The sequence below is a fragment of the Paenibacillus sp. LHD-38 genome, from assembly GCF_031157315.1.
Lineage (GTDB): Bacteria > Bacillota > Bacilli > Paenibacillales > Paenibacillaceae > Pristimantibacillus.
Genome location: NZ_JAVIFU010000016.1, coordinates 1 through 26428, shown reverse-complemented (window position 1 = coordinate 26428; position 26428 = coordinate 1). Strand labels below are relative to the sequence as shown.

At 45.1% G+C, this 26428-nt stretch carries 26 protein-coding genes, 1 pseudogene and 3 riboswitches; of the genes and pseudogenes, 8 read left to right on the top strand and 19 right to left on the bottom strand.

The genetic code is table 11. The annotated features are described in order from the left end of the window. Positions 1 to 80: 80 nt before the first annotated feature. The 3 genes from RCO25_RS15280 to RCO25_RS15270 are packed head-to-tail and all read left to right on the top strand — an operon-like array spanning position 81 to position 3376. Positions 81 to 1445, top strand: coding sequence for a TrkH family potassium uptake protein (locus RCO25_RS15280; RefSeq protein ID WP_308997004.1), 1365 nt, complete (start codon positions 81 to 83; stop codon positions 1443 to 1445). Positions 1446 to 1457: 12 nt separating this feature from the next. After that, entirely contained in the window at positions 1458 to 2123 is a 666-nt protein-coding gene (locus RCO25_RS15275; protein ID WP_308997003.1) for a potassium channel family protein, read from the top strand. A gap of 17 nt (positions 2124 to 2140) precedes the next feature. Beyond that, positions 2141 to 3376: a cation:proton antiporter gene (locus tag RCO25_RS15270; RefSeq protein WP_308997002.1), complete on the top strand. Its 1236-nt coding sequence runs from the start codon at positions 2141 to 2143 to the stop codon at positions 3374 to 3376. Positions 3377 to 3514: 138 nt separating this feature from the next. Here the strand turns inward: RCO25_RS15270 and RCO25_RS15265 are convergent, their stop codons facing one another. Beyond that, positions 3515 to 4003, bottom strand: a complete 489-nt coding sequence (locus RCO25_RS15265) for a DUF2798 domain-containing protein (RefSeq protein WP_308997001.1) — start codon at positions 4001 to 4003, stop codon at positions 3515 to 3517. Positions 4004 to 4171: 168 nt separating this feature from the next. On the opposite strand from RCO25_RS15265, the gene corA reads away from it, so the two are divergent. Then, positions 4172 to 5122 (top strand): magnesium/cobalt transporter CorA, encoded by a 951-nt coding sequence (gene corA, locus RCO25_RS15260; RefSeq protein ID WP_308997000.1) that lies wholly within the window; start codon positions 4172 to 4174, stop codon positions 5120 to 5122. Between the two features lie 53 nt (positions 5123 to 5175). On the opposite strand, the gene RCO25_RS15255 is transcribed toward corA, so the two are convergent. From RCO25_RS15255 to RCO25_RS15230, 7 genes are all read right to left on the bottom strand, one after another. Next, positions 5176 to 6114, bottom strand: coding sequence for a magnesium transporter CorA family protein (locus RCO25_RS15255; protein WP_308996999.1), 939 nt, complete (start codon positions 6112 to 6114; stop codon positions 5176 to 5178). Positions 6115 to 6521: 407 nt separating this feature from the next. Further along, the gene (locus RCO25_RS15250) at positions 6522 to 8840 is read right to left on the bottom strand and encodes a histidine kinase (RefSeq protein WP_308996998.1); all 2319 of its coding nucleotides are present in this window, start codon (positions 8838 to 8840) and stop codon (positions 6522 to 6524) included. 71 nt (positions 8841 to 8911) lie between these two features. Next, positions 8912 to 9520, bottom strand: coding sequence for a potassium-transporting ATPase subunit KdpC (gene kdpC / locus RCO25_RS15245; protein WP_308996997.1), 609 nt, complete (start codon positions 9518 to 9520; stop codon positions 8912 to 8914). Between the two features lie 30 nt (positions 9521 to 9550). Continuing rightward, positions 9551 to 11584 carry a potassium-transporting ATPase subunit KdpB gene (kdpB, locus tag RCO25_RS15240; RefSeq protein WP_308997121.1) on the bottom strand — a complete coding sequence of 678 codons (2034 nt, stop codon included), beginning with the start codon at positions 11582 to 11584 and terminating at the stop codon, positions 9551 to 9553. A gap of 18 nt (positions 11585 to 11602) precedes the next feature. Beyond that, positions 11603 to 13282: a potassium-transporting ATPase subunit KdpA gene (gene kdpA, locus RCO25_RS15235; RefSeq protein WP_308996996.1), complete on the bottom strand. Its 1680-nt coding sequence runs from the start codon at positions 13280 to 13282 to the stop codon at positions 11603 to 11605. A gap of 16 nt (positions 13283 to 13298) precedes the next feature. Beyond that, positions 13299 to 13376, bottom strand: a complete 78-nt coding sequence (gene kdpF / locus RCO25_RS34855; RefSeq protein WP_374992119.1) for a K(+)-transporting ATPase subunit F — start codon at positions 13374 to 13376, stop codon at positions 13299 to 13301. Positions 13377 to 13499: 123 nt separating this feature from the next. Further along, complete coding sequence (locus RCO25_RS15230) at positions 13500 to 13904, bottom strand: hypothetical protein (RefSeq protein WP_308996995.1); 405 nt, start codon at positions 13902 to 13904, stop codon at positions 13500 to 13502. A gap of 168 nt (positions 13905 to 14072) precedes the next feature. Continuing rightward, a riboswitch (cyclic di-AMP (ydaO/yuaA leader) is annotated at positions 14073 to 14240 on the bottom strand. Positions 14241 to 14330: 90 nt separating this feature from the next. Continuing rightward, a riboswitch (cyclic di-AMP (ydaO/yuaA leader) is annotated at positions 14331 to 14531 on the bottom strand. A gap of 395 nt (positions 14532 to 14926) precedes the next feature. After that, a riboswitch (cyclic di-AMP (ydaO/yuaA leader) is annotated at positions 14927 to 15087 on the top strand. Positions 15088 to 15093: 6 nt separating this feature from the next. Here RCO25_RS15230 and RCO25_RS15225 point away from each other — a divergent pair. The 4 genes from RCO25_RS15225 to RCO25_RS15210 all read left to right on the top strand — a co-directional run bounded on the left by RCO25_RS15225 (position 15094) and on the right by RCO25_RS15210 (position 18144). Continuing rightward, positions 15094 to 15519, top strand: coding sequence for a hypothetical protein (locus RCO25_RS15225; RefSeq protein ID WP_308996994.1), 426 nt, complete (start codon positions 15094 to 15096; stop codon positions 15517 to 15519). A 120-nt stretch (positions 15520 to 15639) separates the two neighbouring features. Further along, complete coding sequence (locus RCO25_RS15220) at positions 15640 to 16524, top strand: ABC transporter ATP-binding protein (RefSeq protein WP_308996993.1); 885 nt, start codon at positions 15640 to 15642, stop codon at positions 16522 to 16524. A gap of 6 nt (positions 16525 to 16530) precedes the next feature. Then, positions 16531 to 17328 (top strand): ABC transporter permease subunit, encoded by a 798-nt coding sequence (locus RCO25_RS15215; protein ID WP_308996992.1) that lies wholly within the window; start codon positions 16531 to 16533, stop codon positions 17326 to 17328. Between the two features lie 18 nt (positions 17329 to 17346). Then, complete coding sequence (locus RCO25_RS15210) at positions 17347 to 18144, top strand: ABC transporter permease subunit (RefSeq protein WP_308996991.1); 798 nt, start codon at positions 17347 to 17349, stop codon at positions 18142 to 18144. A gap of 142 nt (positions 18145 to 18286) precedes the next feature. Here the strand turns inward: RCO25_RS15210 and RCO25_RS15205 are convergent, their stop codons facing one another. The 11 genes and pseudogenes from RCO25_RS15205 to RCO25_RS15155 form a co-directional block, all read right to left on the bottom strand. Then, positions 18287 to 18637, bottom strand: a complete 351-nt coding sequence (locus tag RCO25_RS15205; protein WP_308996990.1) for a DUF1048 domain-containing protein — start codon at positions 18635 to 18637, stop codon at positions 18287 to 18289. 9 nt (positions 18638 to 18646) lie between these two features. Continuing rightward, complete coding sequence (locus RCO25_RS15200) at positions 18647 to 18994, bottom strand: DUF1048 domain-containing protein (RefSeq protein ID WP_308996989.1); 348 nt, start codon at positions 18992 to 18994, stop codon at positions 18647 to 18649. Further along, complete coding sequence (locus RCO25_RS15195) at positions 18994 to 19299, bottom strand: PadR family transcriptional regulator (RefSeq protein WP_308997120.1); 306 nt, start codon at positions 19297 to 19299, stop codon at positions 18994 to 18996. Before RCO25_RS15195 ends, RCO25_RS15200 begins: the two co-directional genes overlap by 1 nt. 434 nt (positions 19300 to 19733) lie before the next feature. Then, positions 19734 to 19997, bottom strand: a pseudogene (locus tag RCO25_RS15190) (hypothetical protein); the annotation flags it as partial. A gap of 299 nt (positions 19998 to 20296) precedes the next feature. Then, positions 20297 to 20782 carry a nitroreductase family protein gene (locus RCO25_RS15185; protein WP_308996988.1) on the bottom strand — a complete coding sequence of 162 codons (486 nt, stop codon included), beginning with the start codon at positions 20780 to 20782 and terminating at the stop codon, positions 20297 to 20299. After that, a complete protein-coding gene (locus RCO25_RS15180) occupies positions 20769 to 21116 on the bottom strand; it encodes a hypothetical protein (RefSeq protein WP_308996987.1) in 348 nt (115 codons plus the stop codon). The genes RCO25_RS15185 and RCO25_RS15180 overlap by 14 nt, the downstream gene beginning before the upstream one ends. Before the next feature lie 446 nt (positions 21117 to 21562). Beyond that, the gene (locus RCO25_RS15175) at positions 21563 to 22516 is read right to left on the bottom strand and encodes an aldo/keto reductase family protein (RefSeq protein ID WP_308996986.1); all 954 of its coding nucleotides are present in this window, start codon (positions 22514 to 22516) and stop codon (positions 21563 to 21565) included. Positions 22517 to 22589: 73 nt separating this feature from the next. Then, complete coding sequence (locus RCO25_RS15170; protein WP_308996985.1) at positions 22590 to 23234, bottom strand: ThuA domain-containing protein; 645 nt, start codon at positions 23232 to 23234, stop codon at positions 22590 to 22592. A 29-nt stretch (positions 23235 to 23263) separates the two neighbouring features. After that, positions 23264 to 23959 (bottom strand): SDR family oxidoreductase, encoded by a 696-nt coding sequence (locus RCO25_RS15165; protein ID WP_308996984.1) that lies wholly within the window; start codon positions 23957 to 23959, stop codon positions 23264 to 23266. 63 nt (positions 23960 to 24022) lie between these two features. Then, positions 24023 to 24481 (bottom strand): VOC family protein, encoded by a 459-nt coding sequence (locus tag RCO25_RS15160; RefSeq protein ID WP_308996983.1) that lies wholly within the window; start codon positions 24479 to 24481, stop codon positions 24023 to 24025. A 697-nt stretch (positions 24482 to 25178) separates the two neighbouring features. After that, the gene (locus RCO25_RS15155) at positions 25179 to 26225 is read right to left on the bottom strand and encodes a LacI family DNA-binding transcriptional regulator (protein WP_308996982.1); all 1047 of its coding nucleotides are present in this window, start codon (positions 26223 to 26225) and stop codon (positions 25179 to 25181) included. Between the last annotated feature and the right edge of the window lie 203 nt (positions 26226 to 26428).

Here is a 26428-nt window from a genome sequence, read left to right as displayed (position 1 = left end):
GCATAATAGAACCAGCTTCACTCCATCCAATGTCTTACATACACGTTAGCGTACTTCGATTATATAAGGAGTTGTCGGTCATGTTAAATTTTAAATATCTTCTACGCCACATAACCCCGCCAAAGGTATTGGCACTTGGGTTTGCTAGTATTATCTTTTTAGGTGCCTTTTTATTAACTTTACCGATCTCTTCAGAAGACGGTTCACCCACTTCATTTATTGATGCATTATTCACCGCGACCTCGGCAACCTGCGTGACCGGGCTCGTAACAGTCGATTCGGGTACGCATTGGTCCACGTTCGGGGAAATTGTCATCATTTCCTTGATCCAGATAGGCGGTTTAGGGTTTATGACGATGGGCACTCTTATCACATTGGTTTTCCGGAGGAAAATTTCCCTCAAGGAAAGATTGATTCTGCAAGAATCACTGAATCAGACAAGCATGGAAGGCATTGTTCGGCTTATTCGAAAAGTTTTGCTCTATGCATTAATCATCGAAAGTATCGGTGCCTTACTGCTCTCAATCCGGTTTGCCTATGATATGCCCTTTGGGCAAGCGTTATATTATGGTATCTGGCATGCAATTTCGATGTTTAACAATGCTGGATTTGACCTTTTTGGCCCAATCACCGGTCCCTTTAGCAGTTTTACAAGTTACGTCTCCGATCCTCTGGTGACTTTCGTGGTAACGAGTTTAATTATACTCGGCGGTATAGGCTTTATTGTTATCGCTGATGTTTTAGAGTTCCGAAAACGTACTAAACATACAAAGCTTTCTCTACATTCCAAAGTTGTTCTCAGCATGTCCGCTGCTCTACTTATTATTGGCACGATCGTCATCTTTATATTTGAATTTAGCAATCCGAGCACGTTACAACCGCTCGACTGGGGATCTAAACTGCTGGCGTCTTACTTTCAGTCTGTTGCACCGCGTACCGCCGGTCCGAATTCATTGGATCTCACTGCACTTCGTCAAGCGACACAGTTTTTTATCATTATCCTTATGTTTATCGGAGCATCTCCTGGTTCAACCGGTGGTGGGATAAAAACAACGACATTTTCGATACTCATCGGCGCAATGATCGCGATGGTCCGCGGCAGGAACAATATCTCCATATACCGGTACCGGTTAGCTCAGAACAGGATATATAAAGCAATTACACTCACTATATTTGCCGTGTTCCTCGTCGTCTTTGTCACCATGGTTCTTTCCACGACTGAGGATGCTCAATTTCTAAAAATACTGTTTGAGGTGACCTCAGCATTCGGCACTGTAGGCCTCAGTTTGGGTCTTACGCCGGAGCTCTCGGTAATAGGTAAAATAATAATTGCATGTATGATGTTTATTGGCAGGTTAGGACCACTTACCTTGGCTTATGCGCTAACCCCTAAACAAGAGAAGGAATTGTACAAATATCCGGAAGGCAAAATCATAATTGGGTAAGGAGACTACACAATGAAGCAAAAAAATCAATATGCGGTGATTGGATTGGGGCGGTTCGGCAGCAGTGTCGCCAAGGAGCTTATCGATCTTGGATATGAGGTATTGGGCATAGACAAGGATGAGGAAATTATCGAAGAAGTAGGGAAACTTCTTACCCATTCTGTTATTGCCGATACGACAGACGAAGAAGCAATGCGAGCAATAGGTATTCGCAACTGTGACTGTGTGGTAGTCGCAATTGGAGATGACATCGAAGCGAGTATCATGACCACGATCCTGCTTAAAGATCTTGGGGTACAAAGAGTGGTAGCCAAGGCACTGTCGGAACTGCATGGCAAGGTTCTTCAAAAAATGGGTGTGGACCGTATCATCTATCCCGAACAAGAAATGGGTGTACGAGTAGCGAACCAGCTTGTATCTCCAAATTTGCTGGACTACATTGAGCTATCCAAGGAATACACGATAGCGGAACTGTCTGCATCCAAAAAAATAGCTGGGCATTCGTTAAAGGAACTGGATACAAGGGCACGACATGGATGCAGCGTTGTAGCGATCAATAATAAGCATGACATTATAATTGCCCCAACAGCTGAATCTATTATAGAAGAAGGCGATATTATGGTGGTTATCGGGACGAATGAACAGATTGATAAGTTCGAAAGTGTAATAAATACCTGACAGGAGGACTGAGTTGCATGGTTAACGAGACTACGATAATGATTCATCATGTACTGTTTCTCCTCGTTCTAATATATGCTGTAGGCGTGTTAAGCGGAAAAATTGCCAAGGCAGTAAAGTTACCGGACGTTGCCGTTTTTTTAATTTCTGGTATGGTTTTAGGTCAAGGATTGCATCTGATCAATGAACCAAGTACATCATTTACCAATCAATTTATTCTGATTATCGGTTCTGCCCTCATCCTATTTGACGGCGGAAGAAACATTCGTTTGCAGGGGCTTGCTAAAGTCTGGGTAACCGTATCCCTGTTGAGTGTACCTGGCGTATTGATTACGTGTGGTGCGGTGGCTGCAGCTGTGCACTACTTGCTTGGACTAGATTGGATTTATGCTTTTCTACTAGGTGCGATTATCTCTTCCACTGATCCTGCAACGCTCATACCGGTATTTAAGCAGGTTAAAATCCGGCCTAAGGTTAGAGAAACGGTGGAGAGTGAGTCTGCTTTTAACGATGCGACTGGTTCAATTCTAACGTTTTCGATCCTGGCGATCATCATGGGAACGCAAAAAGTCACGATTTCATCCGGAATCATGAATTTCCTGACCACTGCGTTAGGTGGAATTGCTGTTGGGTTATTCATTGGGTTTCTATTGACCTACTTGACATCTCATCGCACATTAGGCTTATTGCGTGATTATACGACGATTGCAATGATTGTAGCGGCACTAGGGGCTTTTCTACTCGGAGAAACATTCCACGTGAGTGGATTTATGGCTACATTTGTAGCTGGTCTTATCTGGGGAAATGCTCCTTTGTTCAAACTGAATATGAAGGAAAAGGAATCGGAAATGAATCATTTCTCAGAGAATCTTACCTTGATGATGCGAATGCTTATTTTTATATTATTAGGCAGCCAAGTCAATATAGAGGCTATTCTTCATTATTTCTGGCCAAGTGTTGCAGTCATTGCAATATTCATGTTGATCGCCCGGCCTTTGACCGTACTCGCATGCGCACTTCTCGATCGGAGTGCCAAATGGGAACGAAATGAGATATTGTTCATGTTTTGGGTGCGAGAAACAGGAGTTATTCCAGCAGCACTTGCAGGTATGGTGGCAGCTGCGGGTATCGAGCATGTAGAAATCATTGCAGCAGTGACGTTTATGGCTGTTTTGCTTACGATTGTTTTTCAGGCCAGTACGACTGCTTTCGTAGCACGTAAACTCGGTATCGTATATGAGTCTGATCGGTAGCTGCTTTTATTTGATAAATACCATATCACTAAAACAACTGCTCAATAGCTTGACGAGGCTGCCGATTATTTGTGGCAGCCTTATCCTATTGTTTATTGAGCTAAAGCCATAGACACCCGCCCGTTAGTTGAACATAGATTAGCTTAAAGATTCCGTCATGCTTTTTTCTTTAACGAATTTAACAAATAAATACCGAACAAGCGGTCCCACAATTAGGAGTTGCAGCGGAAAAGCAAAAATAAAATTTTTGAAAACGATCGAAAGGTAACTCTCAAGCAATGGTTCTCCTACCAGGCTGTTAGAAAGATAAGCAGTTCCCAATCCAAAAAGAGACATACAGAGAACCATTCCAATCACCATAAAAAATGAGATGGCTAGAATCACAAATAACTTTTTAGACTTGTCATATGGTAATGATAAAGCAATTTTCTTAGCCACTGGACCGACAATAAATGATTCCACCAAGAAAGCAGTAATAAAGCCCAGAATAAGCTGGATAAGTATACCTTCCAAAGGTACCGTGCCGATCAAGCCATTTGTAACTAAATTATAAAATGTCATGACTACGACCATCCCAGAGCACATCATCAACCCAAAATAAAAATTTTCTTTCTTCGTTGTTGGCAATTTCCATCATCCTCTCTATTTACCCTTGTTATTATAGAGTTAATGGAAAGCTCCACATAAGTGAACAGTCTGTGAACATTTTGATGACGAGTTTCCCAACAATAATAAATCATAGCTTCTAATGCAATAATATCCTTAATTAGATTTTTACATGAGGATGGTGCAATTTTGCTTCGAACAATTGCTGTAACCAACGACTTGAAAGTGATTACAGATATTCATATAACCGACCTTACTGATTCAAATAATAAGTGGTTTTGGGTTGATTTCAATTCTCCTACAGAAGAAGAAATAAAATTATTAAAAACCCATTTCCACTTTCATCACTTAGCTATTGAAGATTGTCTCCACTTTTTACAACGTCCAAAATTAGACCATTATGATGATGACCACTTTTTTGTACTCCATGCCATTAATCAAAAATCTTTGCAAGCCGAAGAAATTGATTTGTTTATCGGCAGAAACTTCGTGGTTTCATTCCATTTACTCGATAGCATAGAGATCGATGAAGCCTGGAGCCGCTTAATTGAACATAAATGTTTATCCGAAAAAGATCATATTTATGTTGCTTACACCATTATGGACAAATTGGTTGACAACTATTTTCCAACTTTGTATCAAATAGAAGACCAATTAAATGAAATTGAAAGCAATGATATTAACGAAAGCGTTGAAAAATTAATGGATACAATTTTCGATATCCGCTCTAATTTGCTCAAACTACGAAAAACCGTCTTACCTATGAGGGAGCTTCTTTACCGCATAATTAATTCGGAAAAAATTGATGGAATTAAAGAACAATTGGTTTACTTTACCGATATTTACGACCATTTGCTGAAGCTTTCCGAAATGATTGAGTCTGATCGAGAAATGACAGCCGATATGCGGGATAGCTACATTTCAATAAATTCAAACAGAATGAATAAAATTATGAAAACACTAACCGTTATGACATCCATTTTTATTCCCTTAACCTTTATTGCGAGCATTTATGGAATGAATTTTGAGTATATGCCAGAACTTACTTGGCGATGGGGATATTTTGGAGTATTAGGGGTTTTGTTAGGAGTTGGGTCTACAATGTTATTCTGGCTATGGCGAAAGGGTTGGTTTAAATAGAATAATGCTTAAAAGCCGATGTCCTGTTTAGAAAACATCGGCTGTTCAAGCTATTAGAAGAACCTCTTCTTCCAGAATATAATTGCTGTGATACTTGATAAAATAACGGAAATGGTCATTGCGATAAAAAATGCGTAAGGGTAATCTTGAAATGGAATTTGGACGTTCATACCATAAAAACTCGCCACCATGGTTGGCAAAGATAAAATAATAGTAATGGATGTCAAGAATTTCATTACGATATTTAAGTTATTGGAAATGACAGAAGCAAAAGCGTCCATCATACCACTTAATATTGTTGTATGGGTTTCAGACATTTCAATTGCTTGTTGATTTTCTACGATTACATCTTCCAATAATTCTTGGTCATCCTCATACATTTTCATATATTTGCTTTTCAGCATTTTTTGCATAACAATATTATTAGATTTTAAAGAGGTTGTAAAATAGACCAAACTCTTTTCCATATTTAATAATGAAAAAAGTTCTTTGTTTTTCATCGACTGATGTAATTTCTTCTCAATTTCGTCTGTCATTTTAATAATTTGTTTTAGATATTTGAGATAAGATGTCGCTATTAAATATAGAATTTGAAATGAAAACCTTGTTTTTTTATAAGTGTAAAAATTTTTCACTTTATTTTGTGCAAAAACGTGGAAAATGGGATTGTCTTTTAAGCAAACCGTAATAAAGCAATCATTGGCAATAATCATTCCTAATGGAATCGTATCATAAATGGGAATCCCCTTTTCATCTTTCAAAACCAATGGAATATTTACAATGATTAGAACATTATTATCGTCATTTTCAATCCTTGACCGTTCTTCTTCATCTAATGGGTCTTTGATAAAGTCCAAAGGGATTTGTGCTTCATCAGCTACTTGATTCATTTCTTGTTCAGTTGGAGATACAAGATTTATCCAGCACCCGGAAGTAATCTCATTAATTTCTTTGAGTATTCCTTGCTCGTCAGTATGATAAATTTTCAACATTGATATAACCTCCTCAGATTAGTGAGGAAGCCAGAAATGCCCCTGCCATACAAAAGAGTTGATATTCAATTTGGCAATCAATCTTCTGAGTATTGGTTTGTTAATGACTTCCTCATGTTGCGAACTTGGCTCGGGTTCGTTGCAACTTCGACTACCCATTAAAGAACTCAACTCCTTTTTTCTCAATATGGTTAAGCACGTTCATTATAATACGCCGATTTAATGAAATTGTCATGCTATATTAAAAAATTACTAATATAACTCCGATTCGATGATAATGAAGTAATCAGTAGCTATTCGGAACTCTGGGAATCATTTTATTATTCATTATTGCTTGGAATAGAAGGACCGACCGCCACAAAAGAAGCTCTCCCATCCATTATCAATAGAGGGAGAGCTTCTTTGCTTTACTTATCAGAGAGGCGATTCGCTACAATAAGTACATCCATATGGCGGCCCGTTTGCAGCAGCTGGCGAACCATGTTACCCCACCGCAAGGACTGCCAAAACGTCCGATCAGACTGTCCGATAATAATCTGCGTCGATTTCGAGCGATTGGCTGCCGTAAGAAGGGTAGCGGCGATGTGCGCTCTGCTTTCTGCTTTCGACATCTCGAAGACTCCCCCCAGCCGTTCTGTTAAATGCACTAGAGCATCTTTCTTGGCCGTCATCTCTTCCGTCCACGGTGAGCCGTCTTGCACGTAATGAACATGCCATTCTGCCTTTAGCCGATAGGCTAGCCGGAAGCCGCGGCGGATGAGCCGTTCGGCGTTCGAGCGTATATCAACACCTACAAATATAACCTCCCGCCTTCGCAGAGGCCCGCGTAATGTCTGGTTGCGATCCCATGACTCCAGCCGTTCATCAACGTCATCGGCAATTTCCCGCAAAGCGAGCTCTCGCAGCGCGATTAAATTACCTGTCGTAAAGAAAGCGCCCAGCGCCTGGTCCACCTTTGCCATCGCGTAAATTTTGCCTTCCCGCATACGCTGCTGCAGCATTTGCGGTGTTACATCAATAAGCTCCACTTGATTAGCCATGCGTATTATGGCGTCAGGCACTGTTTCTCTTACGGTCACGCCGGTTATTTGCTTAACCGCGTCGTTCAAGCTTTCGATATGCTGCACATTCATCGTTGATATAACTGAAATGCCCTTTTCGAGCAAATGGATAACATCCTCGTAACGTTTCTTCCGCAAGCTTCCCGGCACGTTAGTATGGGCAAGCTCATCAACAAGCACAACGTCCGGATTACGGCGAATGATCGCATCGACATCCATTTCCTTCAGCTTCGTCCCTCGGTAATCGATCGTTTGCTGCTCGATGAGCGGTAGGTCCCCAATCTGCCTCTGCGTTTCATGCCGCCCATGCGTCTCAAGTAAACCAATCACGATATCGATGCCCTTGCGAAGCAGCGCGTTCGCTTCCGAAAGCATGGTGTATGTCTTCCCTACTCCAGGAGCAGCGCCGATATAAATATGGAATGTTCCTCTTCGAATGGTTTCGATTTGCCTCTCCCGCTCCTCCGGGCTGAATCTGCGAAACAGCTCCCTCTCGGAATCTCTTCTTTGCTTGACCGGCATAATCCGTTCGTCCTCATGCTCTGCCCGATCCGCCATCAGAAACAAGTCCACCTGATTAAGCTTGCGCAGTATACCGTCGACAATCGATCCCTGCCACAGCTGCTGCCACCTGCTCTGCTTGGAATGGCCCATTACGATACGCGTCACGTGGTGCTCCTCTGCGTAACGGACAAGTGCGGCAGGCAGCCTGCGGCGTTTAATCAGCGGAAGCTCCTCGAATTTCCCTTCCACCTTTTTAGTGAGTTTCTTAATCGATGTTCGGAAGGCTTGCTCTTCCTTAGATAAGCTCTTCTTCGGATTCACGAAGGAAACGACAACGATATCTCCGTTTAACCTTCTTGCGATTTGCTGACCTCGGCGCACATATAACGAGCCGTTCCAATGATATTGCGCTGTAACCAAAATTCGTTCCGATGCTCCCGACGGCCCGGTAAGCCCCAGCTCTTCACGGTGCTTCTCTAGCGAGTCGTTTACTCCCTCGGCAACGAGCCGAAGTGACAGCTCGCGCAGCACCGCTAAATTTCCTCGCATCGAAATAGCCGGATTTGGACGATCGCCAAGAATACCGTCCTTGAACCGTTTCAGCATCGTCTCCGGAGATACATCGATAAGGCGGACCTCATCCGCCAGCTCGAGCGTATTGGCTGGCACCGTGCACGCTGCCCTTATGCCCGTCCATTTTAACGCTGTCTCATCTGCTCCTTCGAGCTCGTATACATTAATCGTCGTGATAACGCTTATCCCTTTCTCTAATAGAAAGAGAACGTCCTCCAAGCGTGTTCCAAATCTCGCCTCCGTACGATTGCGATGAGCGAGTCCGTCAACCAGTACAACCTCCGGATTTCGTTCAATAAGCGCATCCAGATTTAAATCCTTCTGCTCTTGATTGTCCTTCCACCAATGGATGCTCGCAACTCTCTCAAGCTGTCCGACCTGTTCGAGAGTTTCCGGCCTTTGCAGCGTCGAAACGGCGCATATGACGACATCGATCCCATCCCGTTTCAGCTGCGCTCCTTCCTTCAGCATGTGATATGTTTTCCCCGAACCGCTAACGGCGCCTATTAATATTTTCAACCTTCCCCTATGAAGCTTGGAGATGGAAAGCAACAGTTCTTCCGGTGTTTTTCTGCGAAATGGAACCACGGCGGCTTCTCCTCCTAAATGCTTGAAGCCCACCCGTCATCGCGACGGGCGGGCATGAAGCAGCGATAAAGTTAATTGCCCAGCTTTGCGGTTAACGCAAGATTCAGCTTAAGCACATTGACCCTTTCCTCGCCGAATACTCCCAAATCGCGGCCTTCGGTATGCGCCTTAACGAGCGTCTCGAGTTCATCTGGCGAAAGTCCGGTCAGCTTGCTGATTCGTGGTATTTGAACCAACGCTGATTTCGGCGTAATGTGCGGATCAAGGCCGGAGCCCGAATTCGTGATTAGCGCGATCGGAACCTGATCGATTGGAACCTCCGGATTGTTCGCTTTCCACTCTTCAATCGATGCTTTCGTCCGCTCGATCAAAGCCGGGTTGGACGGCGCAAAGTTATTGGAGCCTGAACCTGCTGCATTATGAACGATACTCGACACGCGGCCTTGGAAAAAGCTAGGATTCGTAAAGCTTTGCCCGATGAGCTCGGAACCCGTCACCTCGCCGCTGCTGTTCTTCAGCAAGCTTCCGTTTGCCTGATGCGGGAAGAGCAGCTGCGCTGCTCCCGTACTTGCTAACGGATATAGAATGCCGCAAATGATCATGAAAACTATGCTGATGCGTATTGAAACCGAAAGGATAGATAAACCGTTACCAGAGCCTGATTTTGCTTGACTGTCCATATTTTATGCCTTCTTTCATTAATAATGAATTTATATCCAAATGTGTACGATCAAGTCAATCAGCTTGATGCCGACAAAAGGAACAATGACGCCGCCGAGCCCGTAGATAAATACGTTACGGCTGAGCAGACGAGCCCCGCTCATTGGTGTGTACTTCACGCCTCTAACCGCTAGCGGAATGAGCAGTGGAATAATAATCGCATTGAAAATAAGCGCCGACAGCACAGCTGACAATGGAGAGCCCAGATTCATAATATTAAGCGCGCCCATCTCCGGAATAGCGAGCATGAACATAGCCGGAATGATCGCAAAATATTTGGCAATATCGTTGGCGATACTGAATGTTGTCAAGGCGCCTCTCGTCATAAGCAATTGCTTACCGATGGCTACAACTTCAATGATTTTGGAAGGGTCGGAGTCCAAATCGACCATATTTGCTGCTTCCTTAGCCGCTATCGTACCGCTGTTCATGGCAAGACCGACATCCGCTTGCGCAAGGGCAGGAGCATCATTCGTACCGTCGCCGGTCATGGCGACCATCTTGCCTTCCGCCTGCTCGCGGCGAATGACTGCAATTTTGTCTTCAGGCTTACTTTCCGCTATGAAATCATCAACACCCGCTTCCTTAGCAATCGTCGCAGCCGTTAACGGATTATCTCCCGTACACATGATCGTTTTGATGCCCATTTCGCGCAGCGTATCGAACCGTTCCTTCATCCCCGGCTTAACGGTATCCTTCAAATAAATAACGCCGAACATTTTATTATCTACAGCCACGGCAAGCGGCGTTCCGCCTAATTTCGAAATCGTGTTCGATACCTGCTCTAGATCGGACGGAATTTCCCCGCCTTGTGCGGCTACCCATTTCTTAACCGCATCGACCGCTCCCTTGCGTACGTGGCGGCCATCCTTCAGGTCGATGCCGCTCATCCGCGTCTCCGCCTTGAACTCTACGAACTCACCGCCGTCCGCTATCGTTGCATCAAAGCTCTTGCCTTGCTTCTTCATCCACTCGAGCACAGACCGGCCTTCGGGCGTCTCATCCTTAATCGAGCTGATAGCTGCCCATTCCGACAGCTGATTGATGGCATTTCCTCCAACCGGAACAAGCTCGCTTGCCATCCGGTTGCCGAAGGTGATCGTACCCGTTTTATCCAGGATCATCGTATTAATGTCACCGGCCGCCTCAACCGCTTTACCCGACATGGCAAGCACATTGAACTTCGTAACCCGGTCCATGCCCGCAATGCCGATTGCCGATAACAAACCGCCGATTGTCGTCGGAATAAGGCAAACGAGCAATGCAATCAACACCGGAACCTCTAGTTCAATATCGAGATAATTAGCAATTGGAGCCAATGTCACGACTACGATTAAGAAAATAATCGTCAAACTGGTCAGGAGCGTATTAAGCGCAATTTCATTCGGCGTTTTTTGCCGCTTCGCGCCTTCTACTAATGCAATCATCCGGTCAATAAACGATTGTCCGGGTTCGCTCGTCATCCTCACTGTAATCCGGTCGCTCACGACTCTCGTTCCGCCGGTTACGGAGCTGAAGTCGCCGCCGGCTTCCTTAATAACCGGGGCTGACTCGCCTGTAATGGCCGACTCATCCACGGAAGCCAAACCTTCGATTACCTCTCCGTCACCTGGAATCATTTCGCCTTGGGACACGACAACGATATCGCCCTTGCGAAGCTCCGTCGATGAAATAACGGTAATCGAGTTGCCCATAAGCTTATTAGCCGTCATTTCCTGCTTCGACTTCTTAAGTGAATCAGCCTGCGCTTTGCCACGGCCTTCCGCTATCGCTTCAGCGAAATTCGCGAACAATACCGTAAACAATAGGATAAAAAATACTGTGATATTAAAGCCAATACGATCTTTCGAGTCAAAATAATTCGGGAATAACGCCATCAGCAGCACGATGACCGTGCCGACCTCGACGACGAACATGACGGGATTTTTCATCATAGTGACCGGGTTTAATTTAACAAAGCTGTCCATTATCGCGCGCTTCACCGCAGCGGATGACAACGTTTTATTTTTCTCGTTTCTACTCATCATCGTTCACCTCATCCGTTAACGGAGTGTCAAATATTCTGCAACCGGTCCAAGAACGATAACCGGTAAGAAAGTTAAAGCGCCAATCAAAAGAACCGTACCAATTAGTAAGCCCGTATACAGCGCATTATCTGTACGGAACGTGCCAATCGTCTCTGGCACCGGCTGTTTGCGTACAAGCGAACCCGCAACGGCCAGCATTGCGATCAAGGAAATATATCGGCCGAACAGCATGACGAGCCCGGTGCTAATATTCCAGAATGGCGTATTATCGCCCAATCCTTCAAAGCCGGAACCATTGTTCGCTGCCGATGACGTATATTCGTAGAGCACCTGGCTGATGCCGTGGAACCCTGGATTTGTTATTGCGACGGTTCCGAGATCGCTCATAAAGGCGATCGCGGTCGGCACTAGTATAATGAAAGGATGAGCCAATATGGCTATCGCAATCAGCTTCATTTCACGCGGTTCTATTTTGCGCCCAAGAAACTCTGGCGTCCTGCCGACCATAAGCCCACATATAAATACAGCCAATATCGCATACATGAGCATATTAATAAGCCCGACACCTTTTCCGCCGAAAACAACATTGAGCATCATTTCCGCGAGCGGTACTAAACCGCCAAGCGGAGTAAGCGTATCATGCATATTGTTTACAGTGCCGGTCGTTGCGGCCGCAGTCACCGTCGTGAACAGCGCGGATTGCGCAATACCGAAACGAACCTCCTTGCCTTCCATGCTGCCTTGCGAAGCGTCGATGCCAAGAGCGTTCATCGCCGGGCTTCCGACTTTCTCTGATGTATAGGCGACGCTCAGGAAGACGAGGAACAGGCACATCATCGCTGAGAAAATAACCCAGCCTTGCTTTTTGTTCTTAGCGAATAGCCCGAACGTGTAAGGCAATGCAGCAGGCAGTGCCCACATGCATAAAATTTCAATTACGTTAGTGAGTGGATTCGGATTCTCAAACGGATGGGCCGAGTTGACGCCAAAAAATCCGCCGCCGTTCGTTCCCAAATGCTTGATCGATTCCAGTGAAGCTACAGGCCCGATCGCAATTTGCTGCATTGCGCCTTCCAGCGTCTTGACCGTTAACGTCGGATCAAGCGTTTGCGGCACCTGAAGCACTACGAGCACAAGTGTAATAATAAAGGAAATAGGAAGAAATATTCTCGTGTGCGCCTTAACGAAATCCTCAAAGAAGTTACCGATCGTTTTGCCTTTGCTCGTTATTCCGCGAACAAATGCGATAGCTACCGAGAAGCCCGTCGCCGCGGAGGTGAACATCATCATCATAATGACGGCCATTTGCGAGAAATAAGATAAGGCACTTTCCCCGCTGTAATGCTGCAGGTTTGTATTCGTCATAAAGCTGATAACGGTATTGAAGGCAAGCGTCGGCTCCATACTGCCCACCGCGTTCGGATTGAACGGCAGCGCGTTTTGCAACCGCAGAATCAGATAGCTGAACGCTACCAGAACAATATTTGTCGCAATAAAGCTTAGCGCGTATACCTTCCAGCTCATTCCCTCACGGCGTTTTAAGCCGATAAGCTTGTAAATGAACCGTTCCTTGCCTCCGTAAACTTTGTCCAAACGATTCTGTTCATTCGAAAATACATGGTAGACGTACGTACCTAGCGGCTTGACAAGCAGGACGAGAACTGCAATGACTACCAGCATCTGTAAAATATCCATCGTAACTCCTCCTGGGCTAAAATTTTTCCGGATTAATTAAGGCATAGATCAAATAGACGAACACGAACAACGCCAGAATGGTCACAATAATCATCCGTTATCGCCTCCCGATTGCTCAATGACATTGCCGCACCAAGTCAAAAAACCGTAAAACAAACCAAAGCATGCTATTAAGACAATAATCATATACACATCTGCCATAGGAATTCCTCCTGCATTATTTCCTGCTTTTGTTTAATAAAAATCCTACCTCGCCGTTTTGTGAGTACACGATATGATCCGCTCCAAGGCCTTTGTAAATGGCCCGCGGATTCCATGACTGCGTAATCACGTAAATGGACTTTGACGTCCATGCCCGACAGCACTGCACAAAACGGCAGCTTAGCGTGAAACTGCTCTCAAATATGAAAACCTCACGGATATAAAAATCCGGTACATCCCAACTTTTCCTATCATTGGTATCCACATAGAGCACATTAGCTATGCCTTGTCTCCGGAGCAGCTTCTCCTCTTGCTTGCTGTTGGTCAGCACCATGAAAGGGAGCTCGTGAAATTCCAAAATTCTTATAAATGATTTGCCAGACTCGCTTAGCCCGGCGACAATAATATGCTCATTTTCCAAAGCGGTTCTCCTCCAAATGTTGAAAAAAAGGCAACAAAAAAGAAGCCTTAGGAAAAGAGGAACTTTCCCCGCAGCTTCTTGACCCGCAGCCCAGCATAAACGGCTTACACCGTCATTTGACGGCAAAGCTCGTTTTGCTTTAAAAGCCACAGGTAGCGCGATGGTTGTTGCCTCTCTCGAGTACGCTTGCGAGGTTAGCTGTCGGATTCGGGCGTGAGAGTCGCCCTACGCTTGGCAAAGACCAAGTGATTCACCCCATGAGACGATTCGTATTTGCACACGAACACTCGTTGGTTCCCCCGCTCCTGCTGCTGCAGGACTCAGCGTTTTAGATCCTTTCTTACCAGCTGCTCCTGTTTTGGGCAGCAAAAAACCGCAGAGGCATATGACTCTGCGGTCGAAATTAATCGATCACAAGTTTCATCATTCCTCTCTCGATCCACGCTTACGAGGTTAGCTGACGGATTCGGGCGGTGAGAGTCGCCCTACTTTGCCTGGCATCCATGGTGCCAGGTCAAAGATTCACCCCTGCAATGCTGCTATCCGACTCTCACATCGAACATGCGCACTGCCTAACATTTGGTTCCCCCGCTTTCCGCTTTCACGGAAACTCAGCGATCAGTCAATCGAAACTTATTGTAAATCCTGTATCGAATCTTACTCCTCGCTAAACCTGCTGTAAAGAGGCCTCGCAGGTCATATCAAGTTATAATAGACAATAAAGAGCAAATGTCAACGCTTTCATTGATTACTATCTCCGATTACCTCGCTATTTCTACGTTTATCTCTCGTTTTCAAAATTAATGACAGCAGCCTATATACTGAAATACTGAGTAAATAATCAGATTTCTTTAAATAAAAGAATGAGTGAGCATCAGCGTGATTTTCGAAGAATAAACCTTTTTTTGCGCATGAAATGATCGTATTACTTTATAAATGACAATATGGCGTCAAATCCCCAAAAACCTATGTTTTACAAAAGATGGCTGCAGGTTTACTATAGACGGCAAGCCGACTAAGGCAAACAATTATCGCTGAATTTTTCAATGAAAAACGGGGGAACCAATCGCGAGCGGCCGCATTGTACGTTTGCATGGGGTGAGTCCGGAGCTTAAGCCTCCGGTAGGGCAGCTCTCTAGTCCGAATCCGTCAGCTAACTTCGTAAGCGAACTGAGGAGAGATTTTATTTATGTTGACACAATCTGCAGTCCCATTACCTTGTTTGGATGAACAGCTTTCTTCTATGCGTATTAAAAGAATCGAGGTTTTTGTCATCCCCTCCTTCGAAGCTGATTCCTCTGGTTTTCAAGTACGTCTTCGTATTACAAGCAATATGGGATACGGTTGGAGCGAATTATTTATTAGCAGATCCGAGAAACCTCTCGACTGGATCAGCTGGAGCAGCCAACTTCTTCGTTTTATCGGTATTAATCACCTTACCTTTTTTACAGATCGTTATCAGGATAGAGCCTCAAAGGATGATCGCATTTATCGTTTGTTTTTCAATGCTGCGGAGCAAGTAGGCATCCAGTCAACCTCTCCTAATAGCCAAGACTACCAAGCAGAGGAATCTGTTCTTCTAGAAAGAGCTGTCTCTTACGTATCTTTATTCTAATAACACCTAGGGGATTCGATAACCTTAACGGAGATGGAGGTATATTGGGAGACATTGAAAATAACTTTTACAAATAGAAAAAAGCATCTCTACCCACTCATCATACGAGGAGGTTTTACCATGAATGTCATAAATATCAGCGATTTGACCAAAACGTACGGGAAAGAAAGGGGAATCACGAACGTCAGCTTTCATGTAGAAGAAGGCGAAATTTTTGGGTTTATCGGACCGAACGGAGCTGGAAAATCTACGACGATCAGAACTTTGTTGTCTCTGATTTACCCGACTAGCGGCAAAGCCGAGATCTTCGGCAAGGATTGCATCGAGTTTGCCCCCGAAATTGCCAAGCAAATCGGGTATTTGCCTTCGGAGGTTTTCTATTATGACAATATGAAGGTGATCGACCTCTTAAAATACTCGGCAAGCTTTTACAAAAAGGATTGCAGCAAAAGAATTAAAGAGCTGGCTGAGATCATGGATCTTGATTTAAAAAAGAAAATCGACGACTTATCGCTCGGCAACAAAAAGAAAGTCGGGATTGTCCAAGGATTGCTTCACGAACCCAAATTAATCATACTCGATGAACCGACCAGCGGCCTTGATCCGTTGATGCAGCAAAGATTCTTCGATCTGCTTCTGAAGGAGAATAAAAAGGGAGCAACCATCTTGTTTTCATCCCATATCTTAAGCGAGGTTCAGCGTTTATGCGATCGGGTCGCCATCATAAAGGAAGGCAAAATCGTCACGGTCGAAAAGATCAGCACGTTAAAAGAAAACAATTATAAAAAATTCAAAATCGAAACAAAAGATACAGCAGAACAGGATTTCTTCAACATAGCCGGCGTGGAGAATCTTAACGTGGCGGATCATTCGGTATGCTTCTTATTCAGAGGCGATATTAATAACGTCATGAAAAAGATAGCCGAAGTCGAAATCGCAAACCTATGGATTGAAGAACCGGACCTCGAGGAGATCTTTATGCACTACTACGAAAAGGAGGTCTGATCAGCGATGAATATTTTTCTTCATGAATTAATCTTTTATAGAAAATCAACGTTGATTTGGTCCGTTTCATTGGTTGCCCTGCTCGTCCTGTTCATGTCCATGTATCCTTCTATTACAGGAGATATCGATTCGTTCAAAAAGCTGTTGGAAGGTTACCCGGAGGCTGTGCGGAAAGCGATCGGTCTTGAAGTGGAGAACCTTGGTTCAGTGCTGGGCTTCTATTCCTATATATTTCTCTATTTATCACTTTGCGGGGCCATTCAAGGAATGAATGTAGGTACGTCCATCATTTCCAAGGAAATACGAGACAAAACTGCAGATTTTCTTATGACAAAGCCTGTATCGCGAACTACCATATTAACGGCCAAGATTTTGGCGGCATTGACCTCGTTAGTTGCTACGAACGTGGTTTTTTTAGCTGCAGCCGGCATTATGCTGTCTCAGGTAAAGACGGAAGAGTACAGTGCAGTAACCTTCTTTATGATATCCGTTACGCTGTTTTTTGTTCAGCTTATTTTTCTTGCCTTGGGCATTGTCATTTCGGTCATCACTCGGAAAATAAAATCCGTACTGACTTTATCTCTTGGAACCGTGTTCGCCTTTTTCATCATCGGCATGCTCGTATCGACAAGCGACGATGAAGCGAAAAGGTATTTATCTCCCTTTAAATATTTCAACACGGCCGATATCACAAGAAGTTCCAGCTATGACACCTCTTTTTTGCTTGCTGGAGCAGGAATCGTCGTAGTTTCACTGGTTATTAGCTATATCGTCTACATCAAGAAGGATATCCACGCGGTTTAATTGTGGGGAGGAATTGGAATGAATATCTTTTGGATCGAAATGAAAGCATACACGAAATCTCTCATTTTCTGGAGTATCGGCATCCTATTCTTAATTGCCTCCAGCATGGGCAAATATGCTGGGTTATCCTCCACCGGACAATCGATGAGCGATTTAATGGAGGGCATGCCTAAAGCTTTGCAAGCCATCATGGGGATCGGAACGCTCGATCTATCGAAGGCAAGCGGATATTACGGCGTTATCTTTATCTACCTAGTGTTAATGGGAACGATTCATGCCACGATGCTTGGCGCTAATATTATCGCTAAGGAAGAACGGGATAAAACGGCGGAGTTTTTGTTCGTCAAACCCGTTTCAAGAAACAAAGTCATTTTATCGAAATTCATGGCTGCACTTGCAAATCTCGTGATCTTTAACATCGTTTCGCTGGTTACCTCCATCTCCCTGGTCACGAAATACAGCAAAGGCGAATCCGTAAGCGGCGATATTGCAATCACATTGGCAGGAATGTTTATTTTGCAGCTCTTGTTTTTGGTCATCGGATCAGCGACGGCGGCCGTCAATAAAAATCCGAAGAAGGCCGCATCCTTATCTACAGCAATACTATTGATCACCTATATATTATCCATTGCAATCGACTTAAACGATAAGTTCGAAAACCTGAAATACCTTTCCCCGTTTAAATATTTTGAAGCGAAGAATATGATGTATGGCGGAGGCTTAGAGGCTGTCTATCTTATTTTGTCAGTGTCCTTGATTGTCGTATTAACCGTAGTAACTTTTGTGTGCTTTAAAAAAAGGGATTTGCGGTTGTAATTTCATGAATTCATACATGAGGAGATTTTGTAGCGCACACGTTCCAGCCAGTTAGATTAAAAAAGAAATGGAGCAGTTGTCATAGCAACCTGCTCCTTATTTATGAATATCAAATTGCTTTTTCCTTCCCGATATCCCCCTTTTACTTAGTTTTATCCGTAACCTTTTTCATGGCCTTGTTACCTTCTTGGTCAACAGATTCTTGATAGATATCAGCGTAAGTTTTTGAATCTTTGATTAGATCGTCGCAGAAAGCCGCTACGTCACTGCCCGTCACTTCGAGCACGCCTCTCCCCAAGGCCGCGCCCTCTTTAAAAAGATCGATAATCCCCGAGAGCAAACCCGTCCCATCGGTTAGCTCAACAGGGCCGACCTTAAAGAGATATTTTTGAATCTCTTTATAAACAATCTGATAATCTTGCGGGAGCGCTTTGACACGCGCCACGTGCGCTCGCCACTCTTTTTTGCCTTCGATGATATCTTGTATTCTCATTTTATCCTCCTATTTACCTAATTTTTTAGCGATATTATTGTTGAGTTGCTCGCGCCACTTGTCGCGAAAAGACTTTGCCCCTTCTTCGCCGGCCAGCGCTGAACAGAAGCCTTTGATATCGTCACCAAAAACCTCTTGGACACGCTGACCGTCCGCCGCCGTTTCTTCGAGTAGGCCAAGCACACCGTCAAGAATTGGCATGAGGTTGCGACCGGTGAAATCTGAGTGCGGCCAAAGATTGGCATTAATTTTTTCCCATGCCGCTTGATAATCAGCCGGCAGCTTTTTCGCTCGCGATTCAAAAGTTTTCAATTCTTTAGTCATATCGCTGCCGGTGATTTTTTCCCAAAAATTCATTATTTTTTCTCCTTTAACTCGTTAATTTTTGATGATACGAACTCCCATTTTTCCCAGAACTTCCGTAGTTCCTTGCGCCCCGCGTCGTTGAGCACGAAAAACTTGCGCGGCGGTCCCATCTCGGAGGGCTTCTTGGTGATCTCCACCAACTTGTTTTTTTCAAGCCGGATCAGGATAGTGTACACCGTTCCCTCCACAACATCTGTGAAGCCGAGGGCGTTCAGCCGCCGCGTGATTTCGTAGCCGTAGGTTTCTTTGCGGCTTATAATTTCAAGGACACAGCCCTCAAGCACCCCTTTTAGCATTTCCGTTAGGTTTTCCAGCACAATCACTCCTTGATATTCTGTATCACCGGTATAAAGTGATACTTACTACAGCTATAAAGTAACACGTAGTAGACGGTTTGTCAATAGCGTTTGCTCTGACACGGATTTTACGATTTCAATTATCCTGCCCGTTCGTATCATGAGGTCACCAGAAGAGACTTGGATCTCGAGAGCTATTCCGTTCATCCCCGCCTGCTTGTTAAACCATGATTAGGCTAGTTGGGGCAAGAGACCCCGAATCACATGCGATAATGTGGACGACAAGATACCGTTCCCCATGTGTAACTTAAGTGATGTGTTCAATCTATTTTTCTTGGTAAGTAATATACACTAGAAAAACTGAGACCATCATCCATAACTTATAAGAAAAAACACTTTATATTACTGTATTACTTATAATCGTTGCTAATCAAAAAATACTTCTCGACCGCAAGCGAGGTACTCTCCGCAATGAACCCGAGTGAGTGCACGGCTATCTTTAATTTCGATGCATCATGTCCTGTACGAGCAGCAGCGTTCTTATAGAGCGGCACGAGCGGAGCAAATTGCAAGGGACTCCCGCCAATAATCGCCAAAAGTTCTTCATAATCTTTTAAATCATAACCAAACAATGGGAACGCATCGACCATAGAGCCTCGACCCGCTATAATCTCAGCACGTCCATTTGAAATACCTTCCTCTCATTGGCAAGCTGCTGTCGATACTCCACACAAGCAATCAGCCCCAACCCCAATTCTTGGTGTTGCTGCCCTTACCGCGATCTCTGATTAATTAGATCATCGAAATAGCCTACATGAATTTGTTTTTAATAAAACCATATGAAATAGCCCGACCTAGTTGGTCGGGCTATTTTATATGGTTATTTCGATAGTTTTTTCTTCGTTGAACTTCCCTTTATTTATATCATCCAGCAAATAAGTGAGCATGATCTTCTTAGCGACCCACATCAGAATCATTCCGCTATCAAAATAGACAACTAGGAAAGGTAGGTGATCTTGGAAGTAATCGACGTTCTTGGCTTAGCAGTTGGAACTTCCGCCGGATAGCCAATTGCAAATACACCAATAACATCGTAATCTTGCGGCACATCGAGAATTTCGCGATTATGAGCCGAAGCCCCCAAAGAAGCCCAATATACGCCGACCCCCGCTTCATGAGCGGCTATTAAGAAATTCTGTACAAAACATGAGACAGCCATGACGTTCTCATCACGCTCAAATGAAGTGGCACCAGGTTTAGACAATACTGCAATGATGACAGGTGCACTGCCAAAGTCCGTTTTATGATTTAATTTGGCTCTTGTTTCTGGTCCGACAAAAAGGAGCTCCCATGGTTCGTTTAAACGATGATTAGGCGCATAGCTTGCAGTTTCCAGCCAAGATATCAGATCGCTTTCACTAATTGGCTGAGGGTTGAAAAATTTAATATTTCTGCGGGTTTTGATTACATCAGTTATTGTCATCGTTCACATCATCTCCATCACTATTATTTTCGTTTTCAGGGGAAGTTTCGCGTAGCTCAAACGATTGGATAAACTCCTGGATAATCGCATCGGTTGCTTTTAATTCACCACTTATAACTTGTTTTATGGCGTCAAATTCCGGCTGATTCAGTTGCTGCAGTAAAGTGGAACGCTTCGTGTTAAGTCTCTCAAGGAACGCGATCGCTCTGCCTCGACGAAAGGTTTGGGCGCTTTGGAAACGTTCTTTTTTTCTATCACCTTGTTCATGTCCCCGGTTTCCCCTATGCCCACTATGATCATGATGCCCTTTGTGTTCATGTCTTCCCTCGCGCATTCTAACTCCTCCTCAATTTGTATGCATTTGTATACAATAATCTTTATGTATACAAATGTATACCGCCTCATGTTGAGTTGTCAAGAAATTATTGGTTAGAACGTGTGCAGCATTAAATTGTTGATGAGCAATTGTAATCTTTATAATCTCAAAGCTCGATGAACCTTCCAACTGAGCATAACCGGTACGCCTGCTGGAACGAATGTCGGAGCCCGCTAATAAAGATAACCATGGCAACCGATAGCGCATCATAAAAAAGAGGATTGATGGGAGTATCCATCAATCCTCTTTTCTCTAGCAATGGTCTCATGACTTTACCTGGCAGCTCTTTTTTCATACGCGTTATTTATTAGCAAAAAATGATGCAAGCAGGATGAGAGACATTATAATCAATCACAAATACAATGCTGGAATAAGAGTCTCTTACATCTGCCTGCATTTAAGCATTAATCCGCTAAAATCGCGTCAATGCGCTGAATAACTTCTTGCGTCAGCGTAAGCTCACTTGCTTTGCTATTCTCTACAATCTGATCAGGCCGGCTAGCGCCGACCAAGGCGCTGGCGACGTTCGGCTGGCGGAGCACCCAAGCGATAGCAAGCTGCGCGGTAGAGAAACCAAGCTCCTCCGCCAACGCCTTCAGCTGATCCACGCGGGTTAGATGCCAATCGCTCAAATAACCTCCGATATACATATTAGAGCTTGCGTCCAGCGCGCGGCTGCCCTGAGGCTTTCCTGCTTCCCCGCGGCTGTATTTCCCCGTAAGCACTCCCTGTGCAAGCGGCGAGAACACGACCTGGCTTATGCCGTTGCGTTCGCCTAGCGGAATGATTTCCTTCTCGATTGCGCGGTGGAACATATGGTACTGGGGCTGATTAACCGCGATGCGGTCAAGCAAATACTTATCTGCTACCTGCAGCGCTTCCTGCATCTGCGCGGCCGTCCACTCGCTTACGCCGACATAAAGCACCTTGCCGGAACGAACAAGATCCTCAATGGTGCGAAGCGTCTCATCCACCGGCGTATTCGAATCAAAGCGGTGACAATAATATATGTCGATATAGTCAAGCCCAAGCCGTTTCAAGCTGGCATTCGCTTGTTCCAAAATATGCTTGCGGGACAAGCCGCGATCGTTCGGCCCCGCCCCCATTTCACCATAAACCTTCGTCGCTATGACGTAAGACTCGCGTGCATAGCTCCGCAAAGCCTCTCCTACTACCTCCTCTGCTTTACCGCGCATGTACACATTGGCTGTATCGAAGAAGTTGATGCCTAAATCATAAGCCTGCGCGATCGTTTCGGCTGCCGTTCCGTCATCGACCGAGTTTCCGTACGTCAACCAGCTTCCAAGACTGATTTCACTTACCTTTAAGCCCGTTCTACCGAGATTTCTATATTTCATGTCAACCTCCGCTGCGTTTATTTTTTAGCCGTTCATCCTATTATTGACGGTCGTTTTTTCTACTATTGGCTGGTTATATGTCTGCAATCCACGAGATTTCACGCCTAAGCAAGCTCAAAAACTCCGAATGCAGCAAACCCTCTTCGCGATGGGCCGGCGTTACGCAGCTTACTCTCCCGGCACCATAGGGATGACGCCAGCCTGCAATAGATTCCCCGTCTTCCGAGAAGGAGCGAAGAAAAACCTCCGTGTTCTCCTCATCGCAACGCACAAAATAATGCTCATCCACAAATGAAAACCGATCCTGTTGGCCGTCGTCCGCCGGGGCATAGCTCACCTGCTTGTTCTGCTCGGGATGCGATAAGAAATAACCGCGCAGCATCTGCGTATAGCTGCTGTCCGGCGGATAGGAGGCTAATCCGGAATGCCACGCTAACCAGCCTCCGCCATTTTCTACGTATTGCACGATCTGATCCGATAGAGCCGGCGTCATCCATTTTAAATCCGGCTGTTCAATGGGAGCCACGCGGTCCTCTGCGAACAATACGACGGCAGCCGGATGGTTGTGCAGCTCTCGGATTAATTGGTCCGGATTGCTGACGAGATGCACCTCGATTTCTGATGCAGCGATATGCTCAGCTAACGCTTTATGCAGTGAATCGCTTGCGAGCTCCTTCTTATGATAGAAATCGCCGACTAATGCGACTAGCCTTTTCATTCTGCTCCTCCTCTCGTAAGCTAATGCGTTTACAATTTCATTGGAGCCCCGGTATGATCAATAAACAGAGCATCCGTTTCGATTTTCCGTTCTACTAGGTCGAGGATGCCTGCAGCAGAAACGGTCGCATCCCCTGGAGCCTGCTCTCCACCCATATCCGTTCTAATCCAGCCCGGATGGAGCGCATGAACGATAATTCCTGACGGCGCAAGCTCCTGGCGGATCTGAGCGGAGAACATATTCAGCGCCGACTTGGAAAGTGCGTAGGAATAGTCCCCGCCATATGCGCCGGCAAAGCTGCCTGCCTCCGAGCTAATATTAATGACGCATGGCCTCTCCCCTTTGCGGAGCAGCGGCAAGAAATGCTTAAGAACTACAATAGGACCGTATAAATTCGTCTGAAAGGATTGCTCTACCTGCTCCATATTAAGCTGTTCGAGCTTCTGATCTCTGCCAAGCAATATTGCTGCGCTGTTAATGACAGCGTCAAGACTGTGAATGCGGCTTCCGACCTGCTCGTATGCGTATCGGACCGAATTCTCGTCCGCAACATCAAGCGGCACTATCGTTACCTGCTCTGGAAATCTCGTAACCAGCTCCTGTAATCCCTCTGCAGCAGAGCCTGGGCTCCGAACCCCAGCCAGCACTTGATGTCCCCGCCCACAAGCTTCTGCAGCAAGCGCAAGGCCTAACCCTCGATTTGCACCCGTAATCAATATATTCATACGGTTTATTTCCTCCTATCAATCCATGCTCTTTTATTTGCCGCGCTGCCTATCAAACGGCTGCTATTTCTTGTCGTTCTCCAGCAGCTCCAGCATGATTTTCAACTGTTTAAAGGTATCCATATAAGCGTAGCGCCCGCCTGTATATTCTCCTTTTTGCACCAAGGCCATACCGTTCTTTTCCATTGCGGCAACCTTTTCTTTCATCCCATCCACTAAAAAAGCTATATGATGCAGGCCCTCTCCATGCTTATCAAGATGCTCTCTCCATGTGCTTGGATGCTCATCAGGCTCAATAAGCTCAAGCTGCAAGGATCCCATGTCAAAAAAAGCAAGCTTGGCGCGCGCCACAGACGACTCTCCGTTATATTCGGTCTGCGCTTTGTCTACCGTATCGGTCCAAAACCAAGCTGGCTTCTCCACGCCAAAAAAATCGGCATAGGCTTGCGAGGTCTCATCAATATCATTCACCAAAAGCCCAATTTGCGTAATAGCCCGTGTTCCAAGCACATTGTTGTCCATGCTCATCTCTCCCTATGTTTTATTTTGATAGACTTCGTTTTTCTATTCGTAAAAAAGCAATATCGCCTTCTGCTATACCGGTACAAAACAACGATCTCTTACGAACGCTACATACCTATCACCCCTCTCGCTAATTTCAGCCTAATCATATGAACGCGCGTTCATTTTTTGGAAAAGAAAACTGAGTAAGCAGGCTGTTAAAACGTATTCCGCCTATCTGGACAGTCCCAACAACTTTACAAACACTTTAACAGGAAAATCTCCAGCTATTTTGCGTGAAAAGGAGTTTATTCTCGTTTAACTGGAAATTCTCCCTTTAATTATAAGTAAACCGCTGCAAACAGCGATAATCAGCTAATTTAGCAGGAGAAATTCCTGTTAATCACAATTACAGTTTTCAACTCCCCCAATTAGCTGGAGTTTTTCCTTTTATTCGATACGGTTCCTTCATTTCCGTTCCGCATCGTTTGCCTTTCTAGACGCTATTCTGCTAATGAGCCTAGCTCCATGAACTGTTCTGCTGTTCTGCTGTTCTGCTGTTCTGCTGTTCTGCTGTTCTGCTGTTCTGCTGTTCTGCTGTTCTGCTGTTCTGCTGTTTTGCTGTTTTGCTATTCTGCTATGCTGCTATGCTGCTATGCTGACAATCCATGAACTATCAGCAATCAGTCCGCTGACGCCAGAATACAGCACACTACAATCAGGCTGTCGTTACGCTCTGACAGGATTCCCTCACGATCAGCTTGGTTCCCGCGGCTGAGGTCTGGAAGGCATCCGCCCCTCGCTCGATGCTGGCTATCAAGGTTTTTGTCAGCTGATCCATCATATCGGCGAAATCAATCTTAATCGTCGTTAAGGGAGGATTGTGATGCTCGCTTCTAAAATGATCATCAAAGCCGATGACAGAAACATGCTGCGGCACGCGGATTCCAGCCTCTTTCAGGGCGCGAATCGCACCAAACGCTACACTGTCGTTTGCTGCAAAAATCGCTGTCGGGAGCTCTGTCGTCGCTTTCAAAAAATCCTTAATGGCCTTGTAGCCGCTTCCTTCGTTAAAATCACCAGGCAGTATCCACTGCTGATTAAGTGGCAGGTTATGCCTTTCCATCGCAGCCTGAAACCCCCGCCACTTGGACGGTCCCGAAAATCGGTTCATATCCCCGTTTATCATACCGATCCGAGTATGCCCCAAGCTTACTAAATAATCGACAGCCAGGCCTACGCCGGTTTCATTGTCGAAGTTGAACACAATCCGGTTCGGTTCAGTCCGGCCGGGTAAATGCTGGTCAACGATAGCAACCATAAAGCCTTCCGTGATCAGCTCTTCGATAAGCGGTTCATGATTGGCTGCCCCGATAAATACGCCTCCATCAATTCTACGCTGGTAGAAGCTTTCCTTTATGGTCCGGATTTCCTCCGGCTCCTTCATATCCCGCACGATATGCGTAAGCACATAATAGCCCTGGGAAGAAGCGCTTTCAATAATTCTCGCTAGCAGCAAGCTTGAGATGCTGTCGCCAGATACGCGTCCGGAATCGATCATGAACAAACCAATCGTTCTAGTACGCTTCCCGGCCAGCACCTGCGCGGATAGATTCGGAAAATAATTGTATTGCTCAATGACCTTCATGACCTTTTGTTTCGTTTGCTCCGGCACGTTGGAATAATTGTTGATGACCCGGCTGACCGTGCTTCTCGAAACACCGGCCAACTTGGCAATTTCCGTGCTGTTTATTTCTTTATACAACCAAAAACCCCCACCCGTAAACGCGTGTTTATGCGCATATGGTACCAATGATTGCATCTGCTGTCAATCCATAATTGCAGGAGGTGTTGTTCTTCTGTGATAATGTCATCCCATAACTGTTCTGAGATAATGTCACTATGGGACAGGAGACAATTACATTGAGCAGAGAAGAAATGAAGAAGGTACTTGTGGTGGGGAAAATC